We start from the raw sequence: 20,258 nt of genomic DNA, 5'->3' as shown, positions 1-20,258 counted from the left end.
TCATGCAGTTCGACTACATAATTGTGGGCGCCGGGAGTGCCGGCTGTGTTCTGGCCAAGCGGCTGAGCGAGGCGGGCAAGCAGGTGTTGCTGCTGGAGGCGGGCGGCCGTGACAATTATCACTGGGTGCATATCCCGATGGGATATCTCTACTGCATCAACAATCCGCGCACCGACTGGATGTATCGCACAGAGGCCGACCCGGGGCTGAATGGTCGGGCGCTGATCTATCCGCGCGGCAAGGTGCTGGGAGGCTGCTCGTCCATCAACGGCATGCTGTATCTGCGTGGGCAGGCAGCGGATTATGATGGTTGGCGCCAGCGCGGCCTCGCGGGCTGGGGCTGGGACGATGTGCTGCCCTATTTCAAGAAATCCGAGGATTACGTCGAAGGCCCATCCGAGATGCATGGCGCGGGCGGCGAATGGCGGGTCGAGAACCAGCGGCTGCATTGGAATGTGCTGGATGACTGGATGGAGGCCGCCGCGGCCTGGGGCCTGCCCAAAGTCACGGATTTCAACACCGGCAACAACGAAGGCGTCGGCTATTTCCGGGTCAATCAGCGTGCGGGCTGGCGGATGAACACCGCCAAGGCATTCCTGCGTACGGCGACAGGGCAGGGGCTGAAGGTGGAAACCCAGGCCCATACCCGCCGCATCTTGATCGAAGAGGGCCGCGCGACGGGCGTCGAGTATCAAAAGGGCGGCGAGGTGCATGTGGCCCGTGCCGCCGCCGAGGTGATCCTGTCAGCAGGGGCGATCAACAGCCCACAGATCCTGCAGCTATCTGGGCTGGGGCCGGGCGCCTTGCTGCAGCAGCACGGGATCGAGGTTCTGCGGGACATGCCGCAGGTCGGCGCGAATCTGCAGGACCATTTGCAGCTGCGCTGCGCCTGGCGGCTGGAGGGGGCGCATACGCTCAACACGCTGGCGAATTCCGTGATCGGCAAGGCCAAAATCGGTCTGGAATACGCGCTGAAACGCTCTGGTCCGATGTCGATGGCGCCAAGCCAGCTGGGCGCCTTCTCCCGCTCACGCCCGGATCTGGAAACGCCCGATCTGGAGTATCACGTGCAGCCGCTGACGCTGGAGGCGTTCGGCAAGCCTCTGCATAATTTCCCGGGGCTGACTGCCAGCGTCTGCAACCTGCGCCCCGAAAGCCGGGGCCGGGTCGAGATCGCCTCGGCCGATCCGATGGCCGTGCCGAGTATCCAGCCGAACTACCTGTCGACTGAAGGCGACCGTCAGGTGGCCGTGGCGGCGATCCGGCAGGCGCGGGCGATCATGGGGCAGGCCAAGATGCAGGCCTACAGCCCCGAGGAGATCAAGCCGGGGATCGCATCTGATAGCGAGGCCGATCTGATGCAGGCCGCCGGGGATATCGGCACGACGATCTTCCACCCCACCTGCACCGTGCATATGGGCAGCGACGAACGTGCGCCGCTTGACCCCGAATTGCGTCTGCGCGGGGTATCGGGGTTGCGGGTGGTGGATGCCAGCGTGATGCCCACGATCACCAGCGGCAACACCAATGCGCCGACGATCATGATCGCGGAAAAGGCATCTGACATGATCCTTGCAGCTGCGCGCGGCTGAATTTGGCAGAAAGCCGGAAGCCGGTGCTTTTGCGCTTGCACCCGGTCGGGATTTTCGTTTGCCTTTGACCCGGGCGAATTAACGCCCTTTGTGACAGTTCCGGTCAGGCCGGACCGGAACTGCCTATTTCAGGCCATTCGGGCAGCGGGTGCTGCTGTGACATCAAACAATCACATCCGTGCGTTAGAGCGGCCGAAACAGACGAGTAACAACAAGGAGCCGCGCCGTGACCAGCGATACAACCCCTGATTCATTTGACTGGCTGGATGCCGAGCTTCAGGACACGCTGGACGAGGATTTCGAGATTGAATTTGCCGAGCCCATGCTGTCGATGGAGCTGCGCAAGATCTACCGCTCGCAGCATCCCGAAATGCTGGATCGCAAGGTCTATTTCAGAAACCTGTTGCGGCTGCAGGCGGAATTGATCCGGCTTCAGGATTGGGTGCAGCACAGCGGCGCCAAGGTGTGCATCCTGTTCGAGGGGCGCGATAGCGCAGGCAAGGGCGGTGTGATCAAGCGGATCACCCAGCGTCTGAACCCCCGTGTTGCCCGCGTCGTGGCCCTGCCCGCACCGTCGCGCCGTGAGCAGAGCCAATGGTATTTCCAGCGCTACGTGCCGCATCTGCCGGCTGCGGGGGAAATCGTGCTGTTTGACCGGTCCTGGTACAACCGCGCCGGGGTTGAACGGGTGATGGGCTTTGCCAGTGAGGATCAGGTAGAGCAATTCTTTCAGGACGTTCCGGAATTTGAGCGCATGCTGGTGCGGTCGGGGATCATTCTGCTGAAATACTGGTTCTCGATCACCGATGAGGAACAGCAGCTGCGGTTCATGATGCGGATCCACGATCCGATGAAACAGTGGAAGCTGTCGCCGATGGATCTGGAAAGCCGTATCCGTTGGGAGCAATATACCAAGGCAAAGGAGGATATGTTCGAGCGCACGAATATCCCCGAAGCGCCCTGGTATATCGTCGAAGGCAACGACAAGAAGCGCGAGCGTCTGAACTGTATCGAACACCTGCTGACCAAAGTGCCCTATGAAGAGGTGCCGCAGGAAAAGGTGTCGCTGCCGGACCGGGAATACAATCCCGATTATGAACGCCGGGTGCTGCCGGACGAGCTGTACGTGCCAAAGATCTACTGAGCCACCGCAGCGCAGAGGGTATTGGGCCACTCCCGCCGGTTCTGGCACAGCCTGCGGACTGTGCCGCCGCCGTTGGGCCCGGCGCCGCGCCGGGGCGCGGCGTGCGCCTGCCGCGGACTGCCCGTCTCAAGGCCGTTGGGATCTTTATTCGGGCGTGTCCGCCTGATCTGCCATATTGTCGAGAAACCGTTGCAGATACCCGGTGAAGGCGGTGAGCTCCTCGGGGGAGAAACCTTTGAGCAGGTCGCGCTGCCGCTCCAGCGCGCGCGGCAACATCTGGGCGTGCAGGGCATGCCCCGCCTCGGTCAGGAACCAGGATTTGCGCCGCTCATCTCCGCCCCGGACCTCGGCCCGGACGAGACCGGCCTTTTCCATGCGCTGCAATGCGCGGCTGACGGCGGCCTTGTCGATACCGGTGAGGTTCGCAGCCTGACCGACGGAACAGCCCGGATCGCGCGTCAGCATGACCAGCATGCGCCAGTCCATGACACCGATGCCGAATTCCTTTTGGTAGGCGCGCGCAGCGTTCCGGGTCAGCCGGTTGCCTGCGAATGTCACCGTGACCACCGGGTTGCGGCTGTAGTCCAGTGTCGGGGCGGCGGGGCTGTCCTCACTGCCATCCGGCAGGACCAGGAACAGATCGTCGGGTAAATCGCTCATCCAGGCAGCTTAGGTCAGGCGAGTTGACAAGACAACAGTTGCCGCGCAGTCTTCCCTGAAGCTGACAATCGGGGGGAGGGGCTGCGATGGAAAGGCCTGTTTACAACATCGATCCGCAGGCGTTTTGGCAGGATCCCTATCCGGATCTGGCCCGTATGCGCGCCGAGGCGCCGGTGGCCTATGTGCCACAACTGGATGCGGTTCTGATCACCCGCCGTGACGATATTTTCCGGGAGGAAAAGCGGATCGAGGTGTTTTCCTCGGACCAGCCTGAGGGGCTGATGACCCAGCTGATGGGGCGGAACATGATGCGCAAGGACGGCGCCGCCCATATGGGAGAGCGCAAGGCGATCTTTCCGGCGGTCTCTCCCAAGACGGTGAAACAGCATTGGCTGACGCAGTTCCGTTCCGCGACGGCGCGGATACTTGACGACCTGGCGCCCCGGGGGGGCTGCGATCTGGTGCGTGACTTCGCCATGCCAGTCTCGGCAGAGGCGCTGAAGGCAGTCACCGGTCTGACCCGCATGCGCGCCGAAGAGATGGACGCGGTGAGCCAGGGCATGATCGATGGCTGTGCCAATTATGCAGGTGATCCGGAGGTTGAAGCGCGCTGCAATGACAGCACCCGGCTGATCGACCAGCACATTACCGAGATGTGGCGGAGTGATTCTGGCGCGGATGACTATTCCCTGTTGCGGGTTCAGCAGGCTGCGGGCCTGCCGGAGGATCAGATCAGGGCCAATATCAAGCTGGCGATCTCCGGCGGGCAGAACGAGCCACGTGATGCGATTGCCGGGACCGTCTGGGCCTTGCTGCGCCATCCGGAGCAACTGGAAGATGTCCGCGCGGGCCGTGCCAGCTGGCTGCAGGCGTTCGAGGAATATGCCCGCTGGATGTCCCCCATTGGCATGTCACCGCGCCGGGTGGCGCAGCCTTATGTCCTGCACGAGGTGGCGCTGAAGCCTGAGGACCGGGTGTTTCTGATGTTCGGTTCTGGGAACCGGGACGAGCAGGTGTTTGCACGCCCCGATGCCTTTGACATCCATCAGGATATCAGCGCGGCCATTTCATTTGGCGCCGGTCCACATTTTTGCGCCGGGGCCTGGATATCAAGGGCGCTGATCGCCGAAGCGGCGCTACCGATGCTGTTTGAGCGGCTGCCGGATCTATCCCTTGCGGGGGAGGCACGGTTCGGCGGATGGGCTTTCCGCGGTCCGCTTGAAATGCCGGTGACCTGGGCCAAAGGGGAGAGGAGCCGGTAAGTGGGGAGAGCGCGGGGAGGCACGCGCAGATCAGACCAATAAGGGGCTCAAGAGGAAGTCACCCGGAGGGGCAGACGCCTTGGTGCAGGGAGCAAGGCTATCGCCAGGTTTGGGGGGGGGAGCGATGTGCCTCCTCCGGGAAATGCCGACCGTTCCAACTTCGGCAACAGGGCCGTCCGCCTTGGGAAACGTGAGGTTTCGGTGCCCTGCCACCATTGATAGCAAAGATGGACTCTGAACACACGTATAAGTTTAACTATTTGGCCGCAGAACCGATATTCCGCCGTAAAATATGTATCTTAGAAGCGACAAACCCCCGGGGCGGGCCACGGGGGTCGTCAAAAGCGTCCAGAAAAAACCGGAGGAAGATCTTAGAGGAGACCTTCGCGCTGTGCTTTCTTACGTGCCAGTTTACGGGCACGACGAATCGCTTCAGCTTTCTCGCGCGCTTTTTTCTCGGAGGGTTTCTCGAAATGTTGCTTGAGCTTCATTTCGCGGAACACGCCTTCGCGCTGCAGCTTTTTCTTCAGGGCACGGAGCGCCTGATCGACATTGTTGTCACGAACACTAACCTGCATGTGGTTTTCACCACCTTTCTAAGTTGGGTTGCAAGGATTTGCAGGAGGTGGCCGTATAGCAAAGCCGGTCTAACTTGTCTAGTACTGAGCAAAAGGGCAGAGCGCGCAGCGACGCAGGCCCTTAAAGGCGCATTTGTTGACGAGGAGATGCATCATGACTGAGCAAACAGCCACAGAGCAACCGGCCGCCGACACCGGATCGATCGACGCGCTTCTGGATGCGGCGCTCATTCATGTCGCCTTTGACGGCTGGACCGAAGCCACCTTTGCTGCTGCAGTCGAGGATTGCGGCATGGACCCGGTTCTAGCACGCGCCCTGTGTCCGCGCGGGGCAGTGGATCTGGCGCTGGCCTATCACCGGCGCGGCGATGATCAGATGCTGGAACGGTTGAAGACAGCGGATCTGACGGGGCTGCGGTTCCGGGACAAGATCGCCGCCGCCGTCCGGTTCCGCCTTGAAGCCTCTGACGACAAGGAAGCGGTGCGCCGGGGCGTGACGCTGTTCTCGCTGCCGGTCTATGCCGCCGACGGGGCCAAGGCGATCTGGGGCACGGTGGATGCGATCTGGACCGCGCTGGGCGATACCTCCGAAGACATCAACTGGTACAGCAAACGGGCCACGTTGTCCGGGGTTTATTCCTCAACCGTTTTGTTCTGGCTGGGGGACGACAGCCCGGGCCATCAGGCCACATGGGACTTTCTGGATCGGCGCATCGACAACGTGATGCAGTTCGAAAAGCTGAAGGCCGATGTGCAGAAGAACCCTTTGCTGAAGCCCCTTCTGGCCGGCCCGTCCTGGCTGGCGGATCAGATCCGGCGCCCGTCGACACCCACGGATCTGCCAGGCCGTAGGACTGGCCGCTGATCAAACGCCACGTCCATTCGCCGTTTCAGTACATCCGGACGCAATGCAAACCACCTGCCGGGGTTTGTGCCCCGCACCCAAGGTGATATTCAAAGCGTTAAAACGCACCACGCAAGGGAAAGGATCTTTGCATGACGGAGACATTGCCGGAAACGATGCGCGCGATTGAAATCTCGCAACCCGGAGGCCCCGAGGTTCTGACGCTGACAGACCGGCCCGTTCCGCAGCCGGGCCATGGCCAGCTGCTGCTGAAGGTCGCCTATGCGGGCGTCAACCGGCCGGACGCGTTGCAGCGTGCGGGGGTCTATGATCCGCCTGCCGGTGCCAGCGATCTGCCGGGGCTGGAAGCCTCGGGCGAGGTGGTCGCCATCGGTGCGGGCGTCACCGAATACGCCGTGGGGGACAAGGTCTGTGGCTTGCTGCCCGGCGGCGGCTATGCCGAATACGTGGTCACACCGGCCGCCCATTGTCTGCCAATCCCCAAGGGCATGTCGCTGAAACGCGCGGCCTGCCTGCCGGAAACCTGTTTCACGGTCTGGTCAAACGTCTTTACCCGGGGAGGGCTAAAGGCGGGCGAACGTTTTCTGGTGCACGGCGGCTCATCCGGGATCGGAACGACAGCGATTCAGCTGGCCTCGGCCTTGGGCGCGCGGGTGTTCACCACTGCCGGGTCCGATGCCAAATGTCAGGCCTGTCTCGATCTGGGGGCCGAGCGTGCGATCAACTACCGCGACGAGGATTTTGTGAAAGTTCTTCGCGCTGAGGGCGGCGCCGATCTCATCCTCGACATGGTGGGCGGCGACTATATTCCCCGTAATATCCGGGCGCTGGCCGATGATGGCCGTCTGGTACATATCGCCTTTCTTTCAGGCCCCAAGGCCGAGCTGAACTTTGCCCAGATCATGGCGCGCCGCCTGACGGTGACGGGATCGACCCTGCGCCCGCAAAGCGATCTGGCCAAGGCCCGCATTGCGCAGGATCTGGCCGAGGCGGTCTGGCCGCTGGTCGAGGCAGGCAAGATGGCGCCGGTGATGGACAGTGAATTTGCGCTGGAGGATGCAGCAGCCGCACACGCGCGGATGGAAAGTTCCGGCCATATTGGCAAGATCGTTCTGAAGGTGGGCTAAGGCCGCTTACCTGCACGCAAGAAGGGCCGACAGTTGCGTCGGCCCTTTTTCTGTGTGCTTCGCTTTATTTCACCGCGCGCCGGTACAGATGCCAGGTAGCGTGCCCCAGCACCGGCATCACGATGATCAACCCGGCCAGGAATGGGATCGCAGCGATTACCAGCATGCTGCCGACGATCACGCCCCAGGTAATGCAAATCACCGGGTTCTTGCGCAGCACGTTGATTGAGGTGGCCACCGCCACCGGCAGGCCCACGTGGCGGTCCAGCAGCAGCGGGAAAGAGACCAGGCTCATCGCCAGCGCGGCAAAGGCAAAGACGGCCCCTAACGCGCCGCCTGCAATTGCCATGATCCAGCCTTCGCGGGTGGTCACTACGGCGGTGGCGAAGCCGAGCATCGAGGTCGGCGGCTCTGGTCCCAGGGTGCGGATATAGATCATGTCCGCAGCGACCAGCCAGATGATGAACAGTGCTGCCAGATAAAAGCCCAGCACCAGAATGGCGCCGAAGGCAGGCGAGCGGATAACGCCAAAGGCATCCATCCAGCGCGGCTTAAACCCGGCTTCGCGGCGCGAGGACATTTCATACAGCCCGACCGCCGCAACAGGCCCGAGGATCGCAAACCCCATGATCATTGGCACGATCAGTGGCAGCAGGTTCATCGACAGGCTCATCACGATCAACGCGAGGCCAATCACCGGGTAGAACAGCACCAGGAACATCGCATCGCTGCGGCAGGCGGCAAAATCTTCAAGACCTGCGGCCAGTGAATGGATGAGGTCGTCCATCGAAAGCCTGCGCGCCTGAGGCAGCTCCGTGACGTCGCTGCTGCCCATTTCTCCCACCGTCTTGCCGAAATGCTGTCCGGTGGTTTCTGCCCCCTGCAAGAGCCAACTGAGCGGATTACCGATTGTCTTTGCCATGCGCTTGTTCCTCCTCTTCCTCCTCGCGGATTTAAATGGAAGTGCCGTTTAGGCAGGGCCGTGCGCGGCACGTGGAACAATACTAGCACAAAATCGGCCAAAATGCGCTGCACAAGCCAATCAATGTCGCGTGAGGGAAAGCTGCCCAGTGGCGCCTGCCTCCTCTTTTCGCGGTCAAGCCGCCTGTCGGGCAGTGGGGCAGGGGGAGTTTGAGGAGATGGAGGAGGGAGCCAGGCCTCCATAAGGTTCAGCGCACCGGGGCGAATAGTGCATCCTTCAGAGTGCAGTCGCGGATCACGTCCGGGCCGCAGGGCACCGGATCAAGGCTGCGCGACAGGCAGATGCGGGCCTCTTGGATGTGACCATCGCGGCAGGTGATGGTCAGGCTGTCCCGGCTCAGCTGTGGATTTTCCTTCAGAAAGGCTTCCTCGACCAGCGATGCGGGCAGTTTCACCAGTTTGTCCAGCTTGCGGAAGATGGCCGGACGGGTGATCTGTCCATAAGCCTCGCGCGAGAGGGAAAAATACTGGGCAGGGGACAGGCCGGAGCAGCTGCCGTGTTTCTTCCATTGATGCCAAGCCAGGCCCGGAGACCCCATGATATCGGCCATCTCGGCGGTCTGGCGGCGGCTTGGCGGTGCCTCGGCGGTGTTGCAGAAATCCGGCCAGCCCCGGTGATACTGCGGCCACAGCCCATGCAGGGTCCAGCCGTGATCATGGCGGCTATCGCATTGATCCGATCCCCTGGCATCGCCTTCGATGGCACACCAGTTCGGTGACCAGCTGAGGCTAAGGACGTAGTAATCGAATTCGCCCGCGACCTCCCGCGACCGGTCGCTGTCGGCGTAACCGGGCAGCGACGCCAGCCCGGAAATCACGGTTGCAATTGCCAGCAAGAACCTGCGCATCGCCTCTTTCCTTATGAAAACAAGGCGACTATATAGGACTGAAGTTCCCCGACAACGGAAACCCGCCCCAGACCTCGGGGCAGCCTAATTCAGGCGACGGGAAAGATGTACGTAGATGTTCGTGGGGCAAACGTGTTTTAAGGAGATAAGCGCATGGCAAAACCGTTGATGACCAAAGCGACCGCCGTGTGGCTGGTGGACAATACCACGATCAGCTTCAAGCAGATCGCCGATTTCGTTGGCATGCACGAGCTGGAGATCCAGGGCATTGCCGACGGTGACGTCGCCGCCGGCGTCAAAGGCTTTGATCCGGTTGCAAACAACCAGCTGACGCAGGATGAGATCGACAAGGCCGAGGCCAATCCGCTGCACAAGCTGAAGCTCAAGTTCAACCCGGCCGCTGCTGGCGAGGAAAAACGCCGCGGACCGCGCTACACGCCGCTGTCCAAGCGTCAGGACCGTCCGAACTCGATCCTGTGGCTGGTGAAGTTCCACCCGGAACTCTCCGATGGTCAGATCGCCAAACTGGTAGGCACCACCAAGCCGACGATCCAGTCGATCCGCGAGCGGACCCACTGGAACATTGCCAACATGCAGCCGATCGACCCGGTTGCGCTGGGCCTGTGCAAACAGTCCGAACTGGACTCTGCCGTGCAAAAAGCCGCCGCAAAACGGGCTGCCGAAGGCGGCGTGATGAGCGACGACGAACGCCGCAAGCTGGTGTCGACTGAGCAATCGCTGGAGATGGATGCCGAGCCGAAGATCCCCTCGGCCATCGAAGGGCTGGAAACCTTCACTCTGGGTGGTGGCTCCGCCGAAAGCACCCCGTCCGAAGAGCCGCTGCCCGATGCGGACAGCTTCTTCAACCTGCCCTCGGGCGGTGATGAGGACGACGAGGACGAAGACGGGACCGATCCCCGCTTCTGAAGGGTTCAGACATCAGGGCCGACACGGTCCAACGAATAGGAAAGCCACGCCCGGATCCGGGCGTGGCTTTTTTCTTTGTGGCGGTCCTACCAGGCGTCGGCGTAGCGGGGGCCGGGGGTCGCGGGGCCTGCGCTCTCCAACGCGCGGTGCAGCGCGGCGCGGGTCTCTGCCGGGTCGATGACCGCGTCGAATTCCAGCAGGCTGGCAGCATTCAGCGCCTTTCCGCGCTCATACAGGGCATCGACGAGGCGTTGATACTCCGCTTCCCGCTCTGCCGGGTCTTCGATAGCGTTCAGATGGTCGCGGTGGCCCAGCCTGACCGCGCCCTCCAACCCCATGGCGCCGACCTCTCCGGTGGGCCAGGCACAGCAGAAATGCGGACGATCCAGCCCGCCGCCCGCCATCGCCATCGCGCCCAGACCATAGGCCTTGCGCAGGATCAGCGTCACCAGCGGTTGGCTGAAATGGGCTCCGGCCAGAAACAGCCGGGAGATATGCGCCACCTGTCCGGTTTTCTCGACCTCGGGGCCGACCATGAAGCCGGGCGTGTCGCATAGGGTGACGACGGGCAGGCCCCAGGCTTCACACAGCTGCAGGAAACGCGCGCCCTTGTCACCGGCCTCGGCATCGATGGCGCCGCCAAGGTGCAGCGGGTTGTTCGCCAGCAGCCCCACCGCGCGACCTCTGATCCGGGCAAAGCCGGTGATCATGCCCGCGCCAAACCCGCGGCGCAGCTCCTGAAACGTGTCACTGTCGGCCAGCCCGTCGATGGCTGAGCGCATGTCATAGGCGCGGGTGCGGTCCACGGGCACGACATTGCGCAGGTCCGGGGTTTCCTCCGGGTCATCGGCGGGTGGTGTCTGTGCGGCCTCAAGGCTTAGCAGCCGTTTCGCAGCCTCTACGGCCTCGGCTTCGTCTTCGGTCAGAATGTCGATCAGCCCGGTGCCTGCCTGCACGTCACTGGGGCCGATCTCCTTCGGGGCGACGACACCCAGCCCGCCGCCTTCTATCATCGCCGGGCCGCCCATGCCGATCCAGCTATTGCGGGTGGCGATCCGCAGGTCGCAGACCCCGTAAAGGGCCGCGTTCCCGGCGAAACAATAGCCCGACACGATGCCGATTTTCGGCCCTTTGTAGGCGGCGAAATGGCGGAAGGAGGTGACATTCAGCCAGGCCGCCATGATCAGGGCGGTGTCGCCGTCGTTGGGTCTCCCGCCGCCGCCTTCGGCGAAGAGGACGATGGGCAGCCGGTCGCGGCTGGCGACCTCGATCAGGCGGTCCATCTTACGGTGGTGGTTGAAACCCTGTGTGCCTGCCAGAACCATGTAATCTACCGCCATGGCAGCCACCGTACGCCCAGAAACCGTGCCGATTCCGCAGATGATACCGTCGCCCTGCGTGCGCGCATGGAGATCGGGCAGCGCCCGCTTGCCACGCTGGGCCGCCACAGCGAGGGCGCCATATTCAGTGAAACTGCCTGCATCGAACAGGTCGTTGATATTCTCCCGTGCGGTGCGGCCTCCCTGCGCGTGACGTTTGGCAACGGCCTCGGGTCGGGCGCTATCGTCCAGCAGTGCCATGCGGGCCGCATATTCCTCCAGATCTGGACGGGCGGTATCGTCGGTTGCGGCCTCCTCAACGGACACGCTGCCGGGTTCCAGTGTAATCAGCGTTTCACCGCCCTGCAGCTCTTGTCCGGCGGTCACGTGAACGGCAGTGACAATCCCGATCTGCTCGGCGCGGATTTCATGGCGCATTTTCATCAGTTCGGTGGCCAGCAACACCGTGCCTGCGGCCACTTCCTGACCCGGTGCGACATGGACTTCGGCGACGATTGCGGCGCTTTCGGCCTTTATGAGTGTCACCAGTACCCCTCCCTGATCGCTGATGTTGTTCTCAGTCAAGCGTTCGCCGGGGGCAGCTGTCAATTTGACCGTGGGGTCACTTTTCCGGATCAGGGCTGGGGCGGGACACAGAAGGTTGTTATCTACCCGCGACTTGGGGGTTTTCGTGCCGACCTCTTGCGGCTAGCGTTGCGCAAAATCGACTGGAGAGATCATCATGAGCCAATATGCAGGAATGACGCAGACCGAAACCGGTGCAGGGGTGCTGTGCGATCTGCGCAGCGACACGGTCACCCGCCCCGACGACGCGATGCGTCAGGCCATGGCGGCGGCTGAGGTGGGCGATGATGTCTATGGCGAGGATCCGCAGGTCAACCAGTTGGAGGCCACCCTGGCCGAGCGTCTGGGCAAGGAAGCGGGCCTGTTCCTGCCCACCGGCACCCAGAGCAACCTGACCGCGCTCCTGTCCCATTGCGGCCGCGGAGAGGAAATCATCACCGGCCGCGACTACCACGTATTCAAATACGAGGCGGCCGGCGCTTCGGTGCTGGGCGGCAGCGCGCTCTACCCGCTGGAGGTGCAGCCCGGCGGTGGACTTGATCCCGCAGCGATCGCGGCAGCGGTCAAACCGGATGATTCCCATATGCCGATCAGCCGCCTGCTGTCCTTGGAGAACACCCACAACGGACAGGCCATTTCGCTGGAGGACATGCGCGCGATGACCGATGCGGGCCGGGCTGCGGGCCTGTCGCTGCATCTGGACGGGGCGCGTTTTTTCAACGCCATCACCGAGCTGGGCTGCTCTGCACCGCATCTGGCGGTTCTCTTCGATACCGTGTCGATCTGCCTGTCCAAGGGTTTGGGCACGCCTGCGGGATCGGTTCTGGTCGGTCCGTCCGATCTGATTGCCCGCGCCCGGCGCTGGCGCAAGATGCTGGGCGGCGGCATGCGCCAGTCCGGGGTGTTGGCTGCGGCAGGTCTGATGGCGCTGGAGCAGAACGTCGACCGTCTGTCAGAGGATCACGCCCGGGCCGCTACGCTGGCAGATGCCTTGCGCGCTCTGGGCGCGGGAGAAGTCACGCAAGCCACGAACATGGTGTTCTTCACCCCGGCAGAGGTGCAGAACGCAGCCCTGCAGGCGCATCTGGCCAAGGCGGGCGTGGTGATCGGGGCAGGGGACAGCGGCCCGATCCGGCTGGTGCTGCACAAGGATGTCACCGATGAGGGCCTCAACGGCGCGATTGCCGCGTTCCAGGCCTTCTTCAGCTAAGGCGTTTCGCGACGGGTTATCCGTTGCACAAACGGGATCAGGGCAAATGCGATTTGCCCTGCCAACCCGATCGCCCCGGCAGCGGTGGCCCAATGGCCGAAGTAGCTTCTGGGAGCCGCGCCCATCAGGCTGGTGGCGAGTACATATTCCGCAACCATCAGCAGCCCGAAGGCCCAGATTCCCATCCACAGGCGCGCGGCGGCAGGATACAGATCCTTGCGATTCCGAGTCAGGTGCCGGGCGATCAGCCAGCTGAGGGTGAGCATGATGGGCAGTTCAAGGCAGACCGCCCAGAGTTCATCCATCAGGGGCAGCAGCACAAAGATCCGCAGGCTGCCCAGAACAAATCCGCAGAAGAACACGGCCGCAAAATAAAATATGGCGGCTCTCAGAACCGGGCGGTGCAGGGCGGTTGGCATGGCTGTCCTTCCCCTTTTGCCGTCAGAGTTCCTTGCGGGCCTTCAGCGCGGCGCTGATGGTACCGTCGTCGAGGTAATCCAGCTCGCCGCCGATGGGTACACCCTGCGCGAGCGAGGTAAGTTTCACCTGACCGCTCAGCTGGTCGGCGATGTAATGGGCCGTGGTCTGCCCGTCGATGGTGGCATTCAGCGCCAAGATCACCTCGCTCACCGCTTCGCTGCCGACCCGGTCGACCAATCGGGGAATGCGCAGGTCTTCGGGGCCGATGGCATCCAGCGCCGAGAGGGTGCCGCCAAGCACGTGATAGCGTCCCTTGAAAACGCCTGCGCGCTCCATCGCCCAGAGATCCGAGACGCTTTCGACGACGCAGATCTCGCCATTGGCGCGGGCCTCGCTGTCGCAGATCTCGCAGATGTCCTCGGTCCCCACGTTGCCGCAGTTGAGGCATTCGCGGGCGGTGGTGGCGACGCGGGTCATCATGTCCGACAGCGGTGTCAGCAAAAGCGCGCGTTTGCGGATGAGGTGCAGCACCGCCCGCCGGGCCGAACGCGGCCCCATGCCGGGCAGTTTTGCCATCAGATCGATGAGGGTTTCGATGTCGCTGGTAGAGCGGTCTTGCATGGAGGCGGCCTTTGGAGTGTCAGCCCATATAGACGCATCACGGCGGGCAATGGCAAGGGGGAGAGGCGACGGATGTTCAGGGTTTGTCTGGGCAGCGCCTGCGCGCCAGATTGGGCAAAGGGCGTATGCCCGTGAGACATGAAAAAGGCGGCCAAGGCCGCCTTCTCGGAACTTTTCAGTTGCGCCTCCGGATCAGAAGGGCAGCTTGATGTCCTTGGGCAGGCCCATGCTTTCCGTGAGGTTGGTCATCTCTTCCTGCGCTTTTTCGGCTGCCTTGGACTGTGCGTCCTTGATGGCGGCCAGGATCAGGTCCTCGACCATTTCCTTGTCATCGCCGTTAAAGATGGACGGGTCGATATCCAGCGCCTTGAGGTCGCCCTTGGCCGAGGCGGTGGCTTTTACCAAGCCCGCGCCTGCTTCGCCGGTAACCATGACGTTGTGCAGGTCTTCCTGCATCTGCGCCATCTTGGTTTGCAGTTCCTGTGCCGATTTCATCATCTTGGCCATATCGCCAAGACCGCCGAGGCCTTTGAGCATGGTGTTTCTCCTAAGTGCGGGGGCGCAGGGCGCCGTAAGTCATTCCCAAACATATCGCAATTGCAAGCGCGATGAACAAGTGGGAGGAGGCGGTGCAGTCTTCGATTATGCCCAAGGCACTCTTATCATCAAAGAAAAGCTCCAGATTATCGACGGCAATTGCGGCCGTTAGCATGCCCCAAAGAAAGCCTGCGATTGCAAAGGAGGCGCGCTTTCTGCTGTACAGCGCGAATCCAGCAAGAGCGAAGAGGGCCAAGACAGCAGGCGTGGCCGACATCCGCCAAAGCACATCCCACGCGCTGTCGGATAGATCGCCGGTAGCAAAGCAGGTTTTGGCGTAAGCGGTTGTCGGCAGGGTGAACAAGAGGACCGTCAGGCCAGTCGCTACCCGTCTTCGAAGGGATCCCATTCGTCTTCCACCTCGGGCAGGGCTTCGGCCTCGACCTCGGCGGCCATTTCCTCGGCGGTACGGATGCGGGTGATCCGGGCCTTGGGGAAACTGTCGATCACCGCCTGTACCAGTGGGTGTTCGCTGGCCTTGGTGCGCAATGCGTTTTCGGCTGCATCGCGGATTTCGGCGATCGTCGGGGCCTCGCCGTCGGGTGCGATGGTGACGACCCAGCGGCTGCCGGTCCAGTTTTGCAAGGCGGTGCCGAGGCGCGCAGCAAGGTCTCGGGGCGCATTCGCATGCGGTGTGAATTCGATCCGGCCCGGCTGGTAAGCGACGAGGCGCACACCGGTTTCCACCTCGACCAGCAGTTTCACATCACGGTTGGTGCGGATCAGTTCCACCACATGTTCGAAACTCGGGTAGCGGGCGAGGGCCTTTTCTGCAGCCGGGGCAAGCGCGGTGGCCTGCCCCTGTCCTTGGCCGTGCGACATGGTCATGCCGCCGGACGGTCCACCGCCCGGTGCGCCTTGCGGCGGGGCCGTGGTGACAGCCGATGCCCCGCCTGCGGCAGGCGCGCCCATGCTTTGCATGGGCATTCCGCCACCACCGCCGGGCGGCGGGGGCGGCATATCCTGCAGCTTGCGGATCAACTCCTCGGGACTGGGCAGATCGGCCACGTGCGTCAGGCGGATCACCGCCATCTCGGCAGCCATCATGGCGTTGGGGGCGGCGGCGACCTCTTCCAGCGCCTTGAGCAGCATCTGCCACATGCGGGTCAACACCCGCATCGGCAGCGCTTCGGCCATCTGTTGACCGCGGGCGCGCTCATCCGGGCTGATGGTCGGATCCTCTGCCGCGTCTGGCGTAATCTTTACCACCGACACCCAATGGGTGATTTCGGCCAGATCGCGCAGAACAGCCAGCGGATCGGCGCCTTCGGCATATTGCGAGGAGAGCTCGCTGAGCGCCGCAGCCGCATCGCCGCGCAGGATCATATCCATCAGATCCAGCACCCGGCCCCGGTCGGCAAGGCCCAGCATGGCGCGCACTTGATCGGCGGTGGTCTCGCCCGCGCCGTGGGAAATCGCCTGATCCAGCAGCGAGGTTGCATCGCGGGCCGAACCTTCGGCAGCGCGGGTGATGAGGGCGAGCGCATCCTCGGCGATCTGGGCGTTTTCGGCGGTGGCGATCTTGCGCAGGAGGGCGATCATCACCTCGGGCTCAATCCGGCGCAGATCGAACCGCTGGCAGCGCGACAGGACCGTCACCGGAACCTTGCGGATCTCGGTGGTGGCGAAGATGAACTTCACATGGGCGGGGGGTTCCTCCAGCGTTTTCAGCAGCGCGTTGAACGCGCTGGTAGAGAGCATGTGAACCTCGTCGATGATGTAAATCTTATAGCGGGCCGAGGCTGCGCGGTACTGGACCGAATCGATGATTTCGCGGATGTCGCCGACGCCGGTGCGGCTGGCGGCGTCCATCTCCATCACGTCCACGTGGCGGCCTTCCATGATCGCGAGGCAATGCTCGCACTGACCGCAGGGTTCGGTGGTGGGGCCGCCGTTGCCATCGGTGCCGATACAGTTCATCCCCTTGGCAATGATCCGGGCGGTGGTGGTCTTACCCGTGCCGCGAATACCGGTCATGATGAAAGCCTGAGCGATCCGGTTCGCGGCAAAGGCGTTTTTCAGCGTACGCACCATGGCGTCCTGGCCAACCAGATCCGCAAAGGTTTCGGGCCGGTACTTGCGGGCGAGGACCTGATACTGGCCAGACGGCTGCTCCGCGTGCTGAACCTCAGCGGTTTGGGTTTCAGGATCGGATGTTGGGGTGTCGCTCATGCTGTCTCGTGCCGGATTCGGAATGGGATTGGGACCGCCTCATAGGGTAGGGAAGCCCGCGGGCTTCGTCCACCGCTGTTGACCGTCCGGCAGGGCAGGTGGCAGAGTTTTTCCCTGTATGTGGTGGAGAGTGTGTGATGACTGGGATGAGTTCAGATGGGGCAGGCCTGCAGGCCGGGCAGCCCTTTACGATCTACGCGGTGTCCGCCGCCAATGGCATTCTTGCGATCTGCCCGCTGCCCGGTGCCGGGGGCGACTACAAGGGGGATCTTGAGCTGATCCACGACTGGCAGCCCGGTCTGGTCATTTCCATGACCACCGAAGCCGAGCATGTCTCCGTCGGGGCCGCGACGCTGGGGGTTGATCTGCAGAGCATGGGAAGCCGCTGGGTGCATCTGCCGGTGGCGGATTTCGGTGTGCCCGGCCCGGAGGTGAACGAGGCCTGGCCCGGGGTCAGCGCCTCGGCACGTCAGGCGCTGACCGGTGGCGGCCGCGTTCTAGTGCATTGCCGGGGCGGCTGCGGGCGCTCCGGCATGGTGGTGCTGCGCCTGTTGATCGAATGCGGCGTTGCGCCAGAGGCGGCGCTAAACAGGTTGCGCATGTCTCGCCCCTGCGCGGTCGAGACCGAGGCACAGATGGCCTGGGCCCGCAGCCGCTGAGCCAGAGGCAGCCCGCCGGAGCGGGCCCGACTGTCATCCCGCTTTCTTCTTCACAGGGCGCGGCATTCACCGAATAAAACCGACGCCCCTCCTGTGGGTTCTCAGGGTCTGCCGCTACGCCGCGCTGAGCGGGATGGCTTCTCCGAAGGAGCAGGGGCGATGTGGCAGGTGATCTGCGGGCTGCGCTTGTGCATCGCTGGACAGCAGCGCGTCGGCAAAACGGTCCAGACCGCTGCGCTCTGCTGCGGTGTCCACTTCGCAGAACACCCGGATCCTGTCGTGCGAGGCAAAAAAGCGCGCCGGGCAATGGCGGGTGCAGCCATCGAGCAGGCTGTCGCCGGTGATTTCAAAATCCTCTTCGGTCATATCCCGCGCGGTATCGAGCGCCCCGCACAGGGCCACCAGCATCCGTTCCAGTGCCGGGCAGCTTGCCCCGGTGTGTTGACAGGTCGTTGCCGCAAGTTCATGCGTTTTTGTCGTCCAGATCATCGCGCCCTCCGCGCTGGGGCAGGGGCATAATGAGGGGGAGAGACATGTGGCCGGATGCTTGTCGGCCAGAACGGGCCGCGCAACAGGAGCCATCTCACCCGCTCCGGACACCCCGCCCGGTTTCGAGTTGTGCGATGGCAGGTCTCCTGACTTGCGGGTCATAGCTTCTCCGGTCCTTCCCGGCCGCAGGTCTGTACCTTGCGTCCAGTGGATCTTCCGGGGTCGCTCTCCGCCTACAGTTGCGGGGGCAGTCGTGGAATTGTTCTGGCCGAGAGAGGCCGGATCGCACCACGTTCCCTTTTCATCCCGGACCCGCCAAAGGCGGATCGCGGAAACCATCTGTGAAATGGGTAGCGGGTCGAAGGGCGAGTCGTCAATTCGCTTGTGTGAAAGTCGGAGAAATCCGCGCCAACACCAGCAAGCCAGGTAAGCTTGCTGAATTGTGCAGGCGGATGCGGTGCCCTCAGGCCGTGCGGTTCAATCGTTCTTCGGTCAGCCGTGCGAAATCTGCCGCGCGCGCTTTGAATTTCTTATTGAGCGAGCCGCGCGCCAGTTTGAAGGATTGCAGCAGCAACCGCCCCGACAGGGTCTTGGCCGTCAGGTTGAGCGAAATTGTTACACGGGTGCGCCGCGGCGACAGCGCCATCAGTTCGATCTCGGTTTCGCCGTTCAGCCCGCTGCTGTCGCCGGACAGCAGAATGCGGGTGACGGGATCATAGGATTTGAGAGCAATGCGCAGCTCGCGCGCCTTGCCGCGAAAGCTGAATTTGGCATCCCAGGCGAGGCCGTTTTCAGGCGTGCTGATATCGCCGATCCGTTGCACGTCGATGCCGCGCCGGATGGCCGAGCGTTCAAAGCTTTCAAAGTCCGACAGGGCTTCAAACACGTCGGCGATCGGTGAATCGATATCTTCTTTACTCGTGAAATCCATGACTCTGACGCCTGCTTGCCTGTTTTGATTGATCAATTCTCAGCGTGGCCGCGATATTCCCTTTAATCCAGCGTATCCGCAAGCCAGTTCTGCAACAGAAAATGTGCAATTGCTCCTTTTCGGGCAGGCTTCAGGATCGGGTGCTCTCCGGCAAAGGCGGTCATCATGTCCTGCTTGCTGACCCAGATCGCGTCCTCGATTTCATGTGGGTCGATGGTCAGCTCGCGATCCAGCGCGATCCCGCGGCAGCCGAACATCAGCGACATTGGAAAGGGCCAGGGCTGGCTGGACAGGTACTCCACCTCTCCGACCTTCACGCCGGACTCTTCCAGAACTTCACGCCGCACGGCGGCCTCCAGCGTTTCGCCGGGTTCAACGAAACCGGCCAGCAGGGAGTACATACCTTCCGGCCAGCCGGGAGAGCGGCCCATCAGGACCTCGTCCCCATGGGTGATCAGCATGATCACAACCGGATCGGTGCGGGGGAAATGGCTCGCCTTGCAGCTGGGGCAATTTCTTTGCCAGCCTGCCTGAACCATATCACTGGGGTGGCCACAGCGGGCACAGAACCCATGCGAGCCATGCCAGGAAAACAGCGCCTTGGCGGTGGCGGCCAGCTCGGCCTCCAGCGGGGTCAGCCGGGTCATCACCCTGCGCAGCTCGGCGAAAGCATAACCAGAGGGCAGGTCCGGGTGCTGCTGCTCCGTCACATCGGCAAAACTGGCCAGCGCCATCTCGTCCAGCGCATCGGGCTGCCAACTGCTGATATCACAGGCGAAGGCCGGGCTTTGATCCGGCAGGAGGCCGAGAAACAGAGCGGCGTCGCGGCACTCTGCTGCCATCGGATGCGTGGTGGAGATCCAGGCAAGCGCGTCCGGTCCGCGCTCTGGATCTGACCGCTGGCACAGGGGTTTGCCGCGCCACATCATCAGCACCTGTGCATTCTGTGCCCCCCAGGCAGCGTCTAGCGCTTTGGCATCCGCACGCAGATGCGCGCTGCGGTCCAGGCCACCCTTGCCGCCAAATGTCACCTCTTCGGCCCGTTTCATATCGTTGTCCTTCTTTTGGCAGGGGATCCGGCGTTAAGGCCCGATTTCCTGCATTGATGGCGGCAAAACCGCGCAATGACCAGCCTGTTCGGGTAGCGCGGTCGATGCATTTTTATGGTTGTGAGCGGATGTTTGACGCCGGGTCACCGGTCTGCCGCTGGATATTGGCGTTAGACCGGTCAAATTTTCGGCATCAGCGCCACAATCGTTAACATCCTCAAA

Annotated in this window: 21 protein-coding genes and 1 riboswitch; of the genes, 8 read left to right on the top strand and 13 right to left on the bottom strand. The window is 62.8% G+C overall.

Going from position 1 to position 20,258, the window contains the following annotated elements:
• Nucleotides 1-2: 2 nt before the first annotated feature.
• Nucleotides 3-1,592, top strand: a complete 1,590-nt coding sequence (locus tag SM765_RS05155; RefSeq protein WP_274834887.1) for a GMC family oxidoreductase — start codon at nucleotides 3-5, stop codon at nucleotides 1,590-1,592.
• Nucleotides 1,593-1,818: 226 nt separating this feature from the next.
• The gene (ppk2, locus tag SM765_RS05150) at nucleotides 1,819-2,736 is read left to right on the top strand and encodes a polyphosphate kinase 2 (RefSeq protein ID WP_065271313.1); all 918 of its coding nucleotides are present in this window, start codon (nucleotides 1,819-1,821) and stop codon (nucleotides 2,734-2,736) included.
• Nucleotides 2,737-2,880: 144 nt separating this feature from the next.
• Here ppk2 and SM765_RS05145 read toward each other — a convergent pair whose 3' ends face one another.
• Nucleotides 2,881-3,396: a MarR family winged helix-turn-helix transcriptional regulator gene (locus tag SM765_RS05145; RefSeq protein WP_274837296.1), complete on the bottom strand. Its 516-nt coding sequence runs from the start codon at nucleotides 3,394-3,396 to the stop codon at nucleotides 2,881-2,883.
• 86 nt (nucleotides 3,397-3,482) lie between these two features.
• Here SM765_RS05145 and SM765_RS05140 point away from each other — a divergent pair, with 86 nt between their 5' ends.
• On the top strand, nucleotides 3,483-4,658 hold the full coding sequence (locus tag SM765_RS05140; RefSeq protein WP_274837297.1) for a cytochrome P450: 1,176 nt from the start codon (nucleotides 3,483-3,485) through the stop codon (nucleotides 4,656-4,658).
• Nucleotides 4,659-5,029: 371 nt separating this feature from the next.
• Here the strand turns inward: SM765_RS05140 and rpsU are convergent, their stop codons facing one another.
• Nucleotides 5,030-5,236, bottom strand: coding sequence for a 30S ribosomal protein S21 (rpsU, locus tag SM765_RS05135; protein ID WP_005614280.1), 207 nt, complete (start codon nucleotides 5,234-5,236; stop codon nucleotides 5,030-5,032).
• 154 nt (nucleotides 5,237-5,390) lie between these two features.
• Here rpsU and SM765_RS05130 point away from each other — a divergent pair, with 154 nt between their 5' ends.
• Together SM765_RS05130 and SM765_RS05125 are read left to right on the top strand one after the other, a co-directional pair.
• Nucleotides 5,391-6,101, top strand: a complete 711-nt coding sequence (locus tag SM765_RS05130) for a COQ9 family protein (protein ID WP_274834884.1) — start codon at nucleotides 5,391-5,393, stop codon at nucleotides 6,099-6,101.
• A gap of 143 nt (nucleotides 6,102-6,244) precedes the next feature.
• Nucleotides 6,245-7,228 carry an NAD(P)H-quinone oxidoreductase gene (locus SM765_RS05125; RefSeq protein WP_274837490.1) on the top strand — a complete coding sequence of 328 codons (984 nt, stop codon included), beginning with the start codon at nucleotides 6,245-6,247 and terminating at the stop codon, nucleotides 7,226-7,228.
• Nucleotides 7,229-7,292: 64 nt separating this feature from the next.
• On the opposite strand, the gene SM765_RS05120 is transcribed toward SM765_RS05125, so the two are convergent.
• Together SM765_RS05120 and SM765_RS05115 are read right to left on the bottom strand one after the other, a co-directional pair.
• Nucleotides 7,293-8,150 carry a DUF2189 domain-containing protein gene (locus tag SM765_RS05120; protein WP_274837298.1) on the bottom strand — a complete coding sequence of 286 codons (858 nt, stop codon included), beginning with the start codon at nucleotides 8,148-8,150 and terminating at the stop codon, nucleotides 7,293-7,295.
• 247 nt (nucleotides 8,151-8,397) lie between these two features.
• Nucleotides 8,398-9,057: a ribonuclease T2 family protein gene (locus SM765_RS05115; RefSeq protein WP_274837299.1), complete on the bottom strand. Its 660-nt coding sequence runs from the start codon at nucleotides 9,055-9,057 to the stop codon at nucleotides 8,398-8,400.
• Nucleotides 9,058-9,210: 153 nt separating this feature from the next.
• Between SM765_RS05115 and SM765_RS05110 the strand changes: the two genes are divergently transcribed.
• The gene (locus SM765_RS05110; RefSeq protein WP_274829733.1) at nucleotides 9,211-9,984 is read left to right on the top strand and encodes a DUF1013 domain-containing protein; all 774 of its coding nucleotides are present in this window, start codon (nucleotides 9,211-9,213) and stop codon (nucleotides 9,982-9,984) included.
• Nucleotides 9,985-10,070: 86 nt separating this feature from the next.
• Here the strand turns inward: SM765_RS05110 and SM765_RS05105 are convergent, their stop codons facing one another.
• Nucleotides 10,071-11,849 carry a carboxyl transferase domain-containing protein gene (locus SM765_RS05105; protein WP_274838996.1) on the bottom strand — a complete coding sequence of 593 codons (1,779 nt, stop codon included), beginning with the start codon at nucleotides 11,847-11,849 and terminating at the stop codon, nucleotides 10,071-10,073.
• Between the two features lie 196 nt (nucleotides 11,850-12,045).
• On the opposite strand from SM765_RS05105, the gene ltaE reads away from it, so the two are divergent.
• Complete coding sequence (gene ltaE / locus SM765_RS05100; protein ID WP_274837301.1) at nucleotides 12,046-13,098, top strand: low-specificity L-threonine aldolase; 1,053 nt, start codon at nucleotides 12,046-12,048, stop codon at nucleotides 13,096-13,098.
• Here the strand turns inward: ltaE and SM765_RS05095 are convergent.
• The 5 genes from SM765_RS05095 to SM765_RS05075 form a co-directional block, all read right to left on the bottom strand.
• Nucleotides 13,095-13,517 carry a hypothetical protein gene (locus tag SM765_RS05095; protein WP_274837302.1) on the bottom strand — a complete coding sequence of 141 codons (423 nt, stop codon included), beginning with the start codon at nucleotides 13,515-13,517 and terminating at the stop codon, nucleotides 13,095-13,097. The genes ltaE and SM765_RS05095 overlap by 4 nt on opposite strands.
• 22 nt (nucleotides 13,518-13,539) lie before the next feature.
• The gene (gene recR, locus SM765_RS05090; RefSeq protein WP_065271302.1) at nucleotides 13,540-14,139 is read right to left on the bottom strand and encodes a recombination mediator RecR; all 600 of its coding nucleotides are present in this window, start codon (nucleotides 14,137-14,139) and stop codon (nucleotides 13,540-13,542) included.
• A 192-nt stretch (nucleotides 14,140-14,331) separates the two neighbouring features.
• Nucleotides 14,332-14,676 carry a YbaB/EbfC family nucleoid-associated protein gene (locus SM765_RS05085; RefSeq protein WP_065271301.1) on the bottom strand — a complete coding sequence of 115 codons (345 nt, stop codon included), beginning with the start codon at nucleotides 14,674-14,676 and terminating at the stop codon, nucleotides 14,332-14,334.
• A 10-nt stretch (nucleotides 14,677-14,686) separates the two neighbouring features.
• Nucleotides 14,687-15,040, bottom strand: coding sequence for a hypothetical protein (locus SM765_RS05080; RefSeq protein ID WP_274837303.1), 354 nt, complete (start codon nucleotides 15,038-15,040; stop codon nucleotides 14,687-14,689).
• 20 nt (nucleotides 15,041-15,060) lie between these two features.
• Nucleotides 15,061-16,908 carry a DNA polymerase III subunit gamma/tau gene (locus SM765_RS05075; RefSeq protein WP_274837304.1) on the bottom strand — a complete coding sequence of 616 codons (1,848 nt, stop codon included), beginning with the start codon at nucleotides 16,906-16,908 and terminating at the stop codon, nucleotides 15,061-15,063.
• 137 nt (nucleotides 16,909-17,045) lie between these two features.
• Here SM765_RS05075 and SM765_RS05070 point away from each other — a divergent pair, with 137 nt between their 5' ends.
• Entirely contained in the window at nucleotides 17,046-17,567 is a 522-nt protein-coding gene (locus tag SM765_RS05070) for a protein-tyrosine phosphatase family protein (RefSeq protein ID WP_274837305.1), read from the top strand.
• A gap of 114 nt (nucleotides 17,568-17,681) precedes the next feature.
• On the opposite strand, the gene SM765_RS05065 is transcribed toward SM765_RS05070, so the two are convergent.
• The 3 genes from SM765_RS05065 to nudC form a co-directional block, all read right to left on the bottom strand.
• Nucleotides 17,682-18,056 carry a hypothetical protein gene (locus SM765_RS05065; protein ID WP_274832680.1) on the bottom strand — a complete coding sequence of 125 codons (375 nt, stop codon included), beginning with the start codon at nucleotides 18,054-18,056 and terminating at the stop codon, nucleotides 17,682-17,684.
• 119 nt (nucleotides 18,057-18,175) lie between these two features.
• Nucleotides 18,176-18,411, bottom strand: a riboswitch (cobalamin riboswitch).
• 108 nt (nucleotides 18,412-18,519) lie between these two features.
• Nucleotides 18,520-18,987: an SRPBCC family protein gene (locus SM765_RS05060; RefSeq protein WP_065271296.1), complete on the bottom strand. Its 468-nt coding sequence runs from the start codon at nucleotides 18,985-18,987 to the stop codon at nucleotides 18,520-18,522.
• Between the two features lie 62 nt (nucleotides 18,988-19,049).
• Complete coding sequence (gene nudC, locus SM765_RS05055) at nucleotides 19,050-20,036, bottom strand: NAD(+) diphosphatase (RefSeq protein ID WP_274837306.1); 987 nt, start codon at nucleotides 20,034-20,036, stop codon at nucleotides 19,050-19,052.
• Between the last annotated feature and the right edge of the window lie 222 nt (nucleotides 20,037-20,258).

The organism is Pseudophaeobacter sp. 1A09344, assembly GCF_041008745.1.
Lineage (GTDB): Bacteria > Pseudomonadota > Alphaproteobacteria > Rhodobacterales > Rhodobacteraceae > Phycobacter > Phycobacter gallaeciensis_A.
The sequence above is the reverse complement of the archived record's forward strand: the minus strand, read 5'-3'. Positions and strand labels throughout refer to the sequence as shown.

Coding starts and splice junctions, on each gene's coding strand:
- SM765_RS05110 (WP_274829733.1), top strand. CDS start 9,211: ATGGCAAAACCGTTGATGACCAAAGCGACCGCCGTGTGGCTGGTGGAC.
- SM765_RS05095 (WP_274837302.1), bottom strand. CDS start 13,517: ATGCCAACCGCCCTGCACCGCCCGGTTCTGAGAGCCGCCATATTTTAT.
- SM765_RS05140 (WP_274837297.1), top strand. CDS start 3,483: ATGGAAAGGCCTGTTTACAACATCGATCCGCAGGCGTTTTGGCAGGAT.
- SM765_RS05130 (WP_274834884.1), top strand. CDS start 5,391: ATGACTGAGCAAACAGCCACAGAGCAACCGGCCGCCGACACCGGATCG.
- SM765_RS05060 (WP_065271296.1), bottom strand. CDS start 18,987: ATGGATTTCACGAGTAAAGAAGATATCGATTCACCGATCGCCGACGTG.
- SM765_RS05115 (WP_274837299.1), bottom strand. CDS start 9,057: ATGCGCAGGTTCTTGCTGGCAATTGCAACCGTGATTTCCGGGCTGGCG.
- SM765_RS05120 (WP_274837298.1), bottom strand. CDS start 8,150: ATGGCAAAGACAATCGGTAATCCGCTCAGTTGGCTCTTGCAGGGGGCA.
- recR (WP_065271302.1), bottom strand. CDS start 14,139: ATGCAAGACCGCTCTACCAGCGACATCGAAACCCTCATCGATCTGATG.
- rpsU (WP_005614280.1), bottom strand. CDS start 5,236: ATGCAGGTTAGTGTTCGTGACAACAATGTCGATCAGGCGCTCCGTGCC.
- SM765_RS05075 (WP_274837304.1), bottom strand. CDS start 16,908: ATGAGCGACACCCCAACATCCGATCCTGAAACCCAAACCGCTGAGGTT.
- SM765_RS05145 (WP_274837296.1), bottom strand. CDS start 3,396: ATGAGCGATTTACCCGACGATCTGTTCCTGGTCCTGCCGGATGGCAGT.
- ltaE (WP_274837301.1), top strand. CDS start 12,046: ATGAGCCAATATGCAGGAATGACGCAGACCGAAACCGGTGCAGGGGTG.
- nudC (WP_274837306.1), bottom strand. CDS start 20,036: ATGAAACGGGCCGAAGAGGTGACATTTGGCGGCAAGGGTGGCCTGGAC.
- SM765_RS05065 (WP_274832680.1), bottom strand. CDS start 18,056: ATGATCTGGACGACAAAAACGCATGAACTTGCGGCAACGACCTGTCAA.
- SM765_RS05155 (WP_274834887.1), top strand. CDS start 3: ATGCAGTTCGACTACATAATTGTGGGCGCCGGGAGTGCCGGCTGTGTT.
- SM765_RS05070 (WP_274837305.1), top strand. CDS start 17,046: ATGACTGGGATGAGTTCAGATGGGGCAGGCCTGCAGGCCGGGCAGCCC.
- SM765_RS05085 (WP_065271301.1), bottom strand. CDS start 14,676: ATGCTCAAAGGCCTCGGCGGTCTTGGCGATATGGCCAAGATGATGAAA.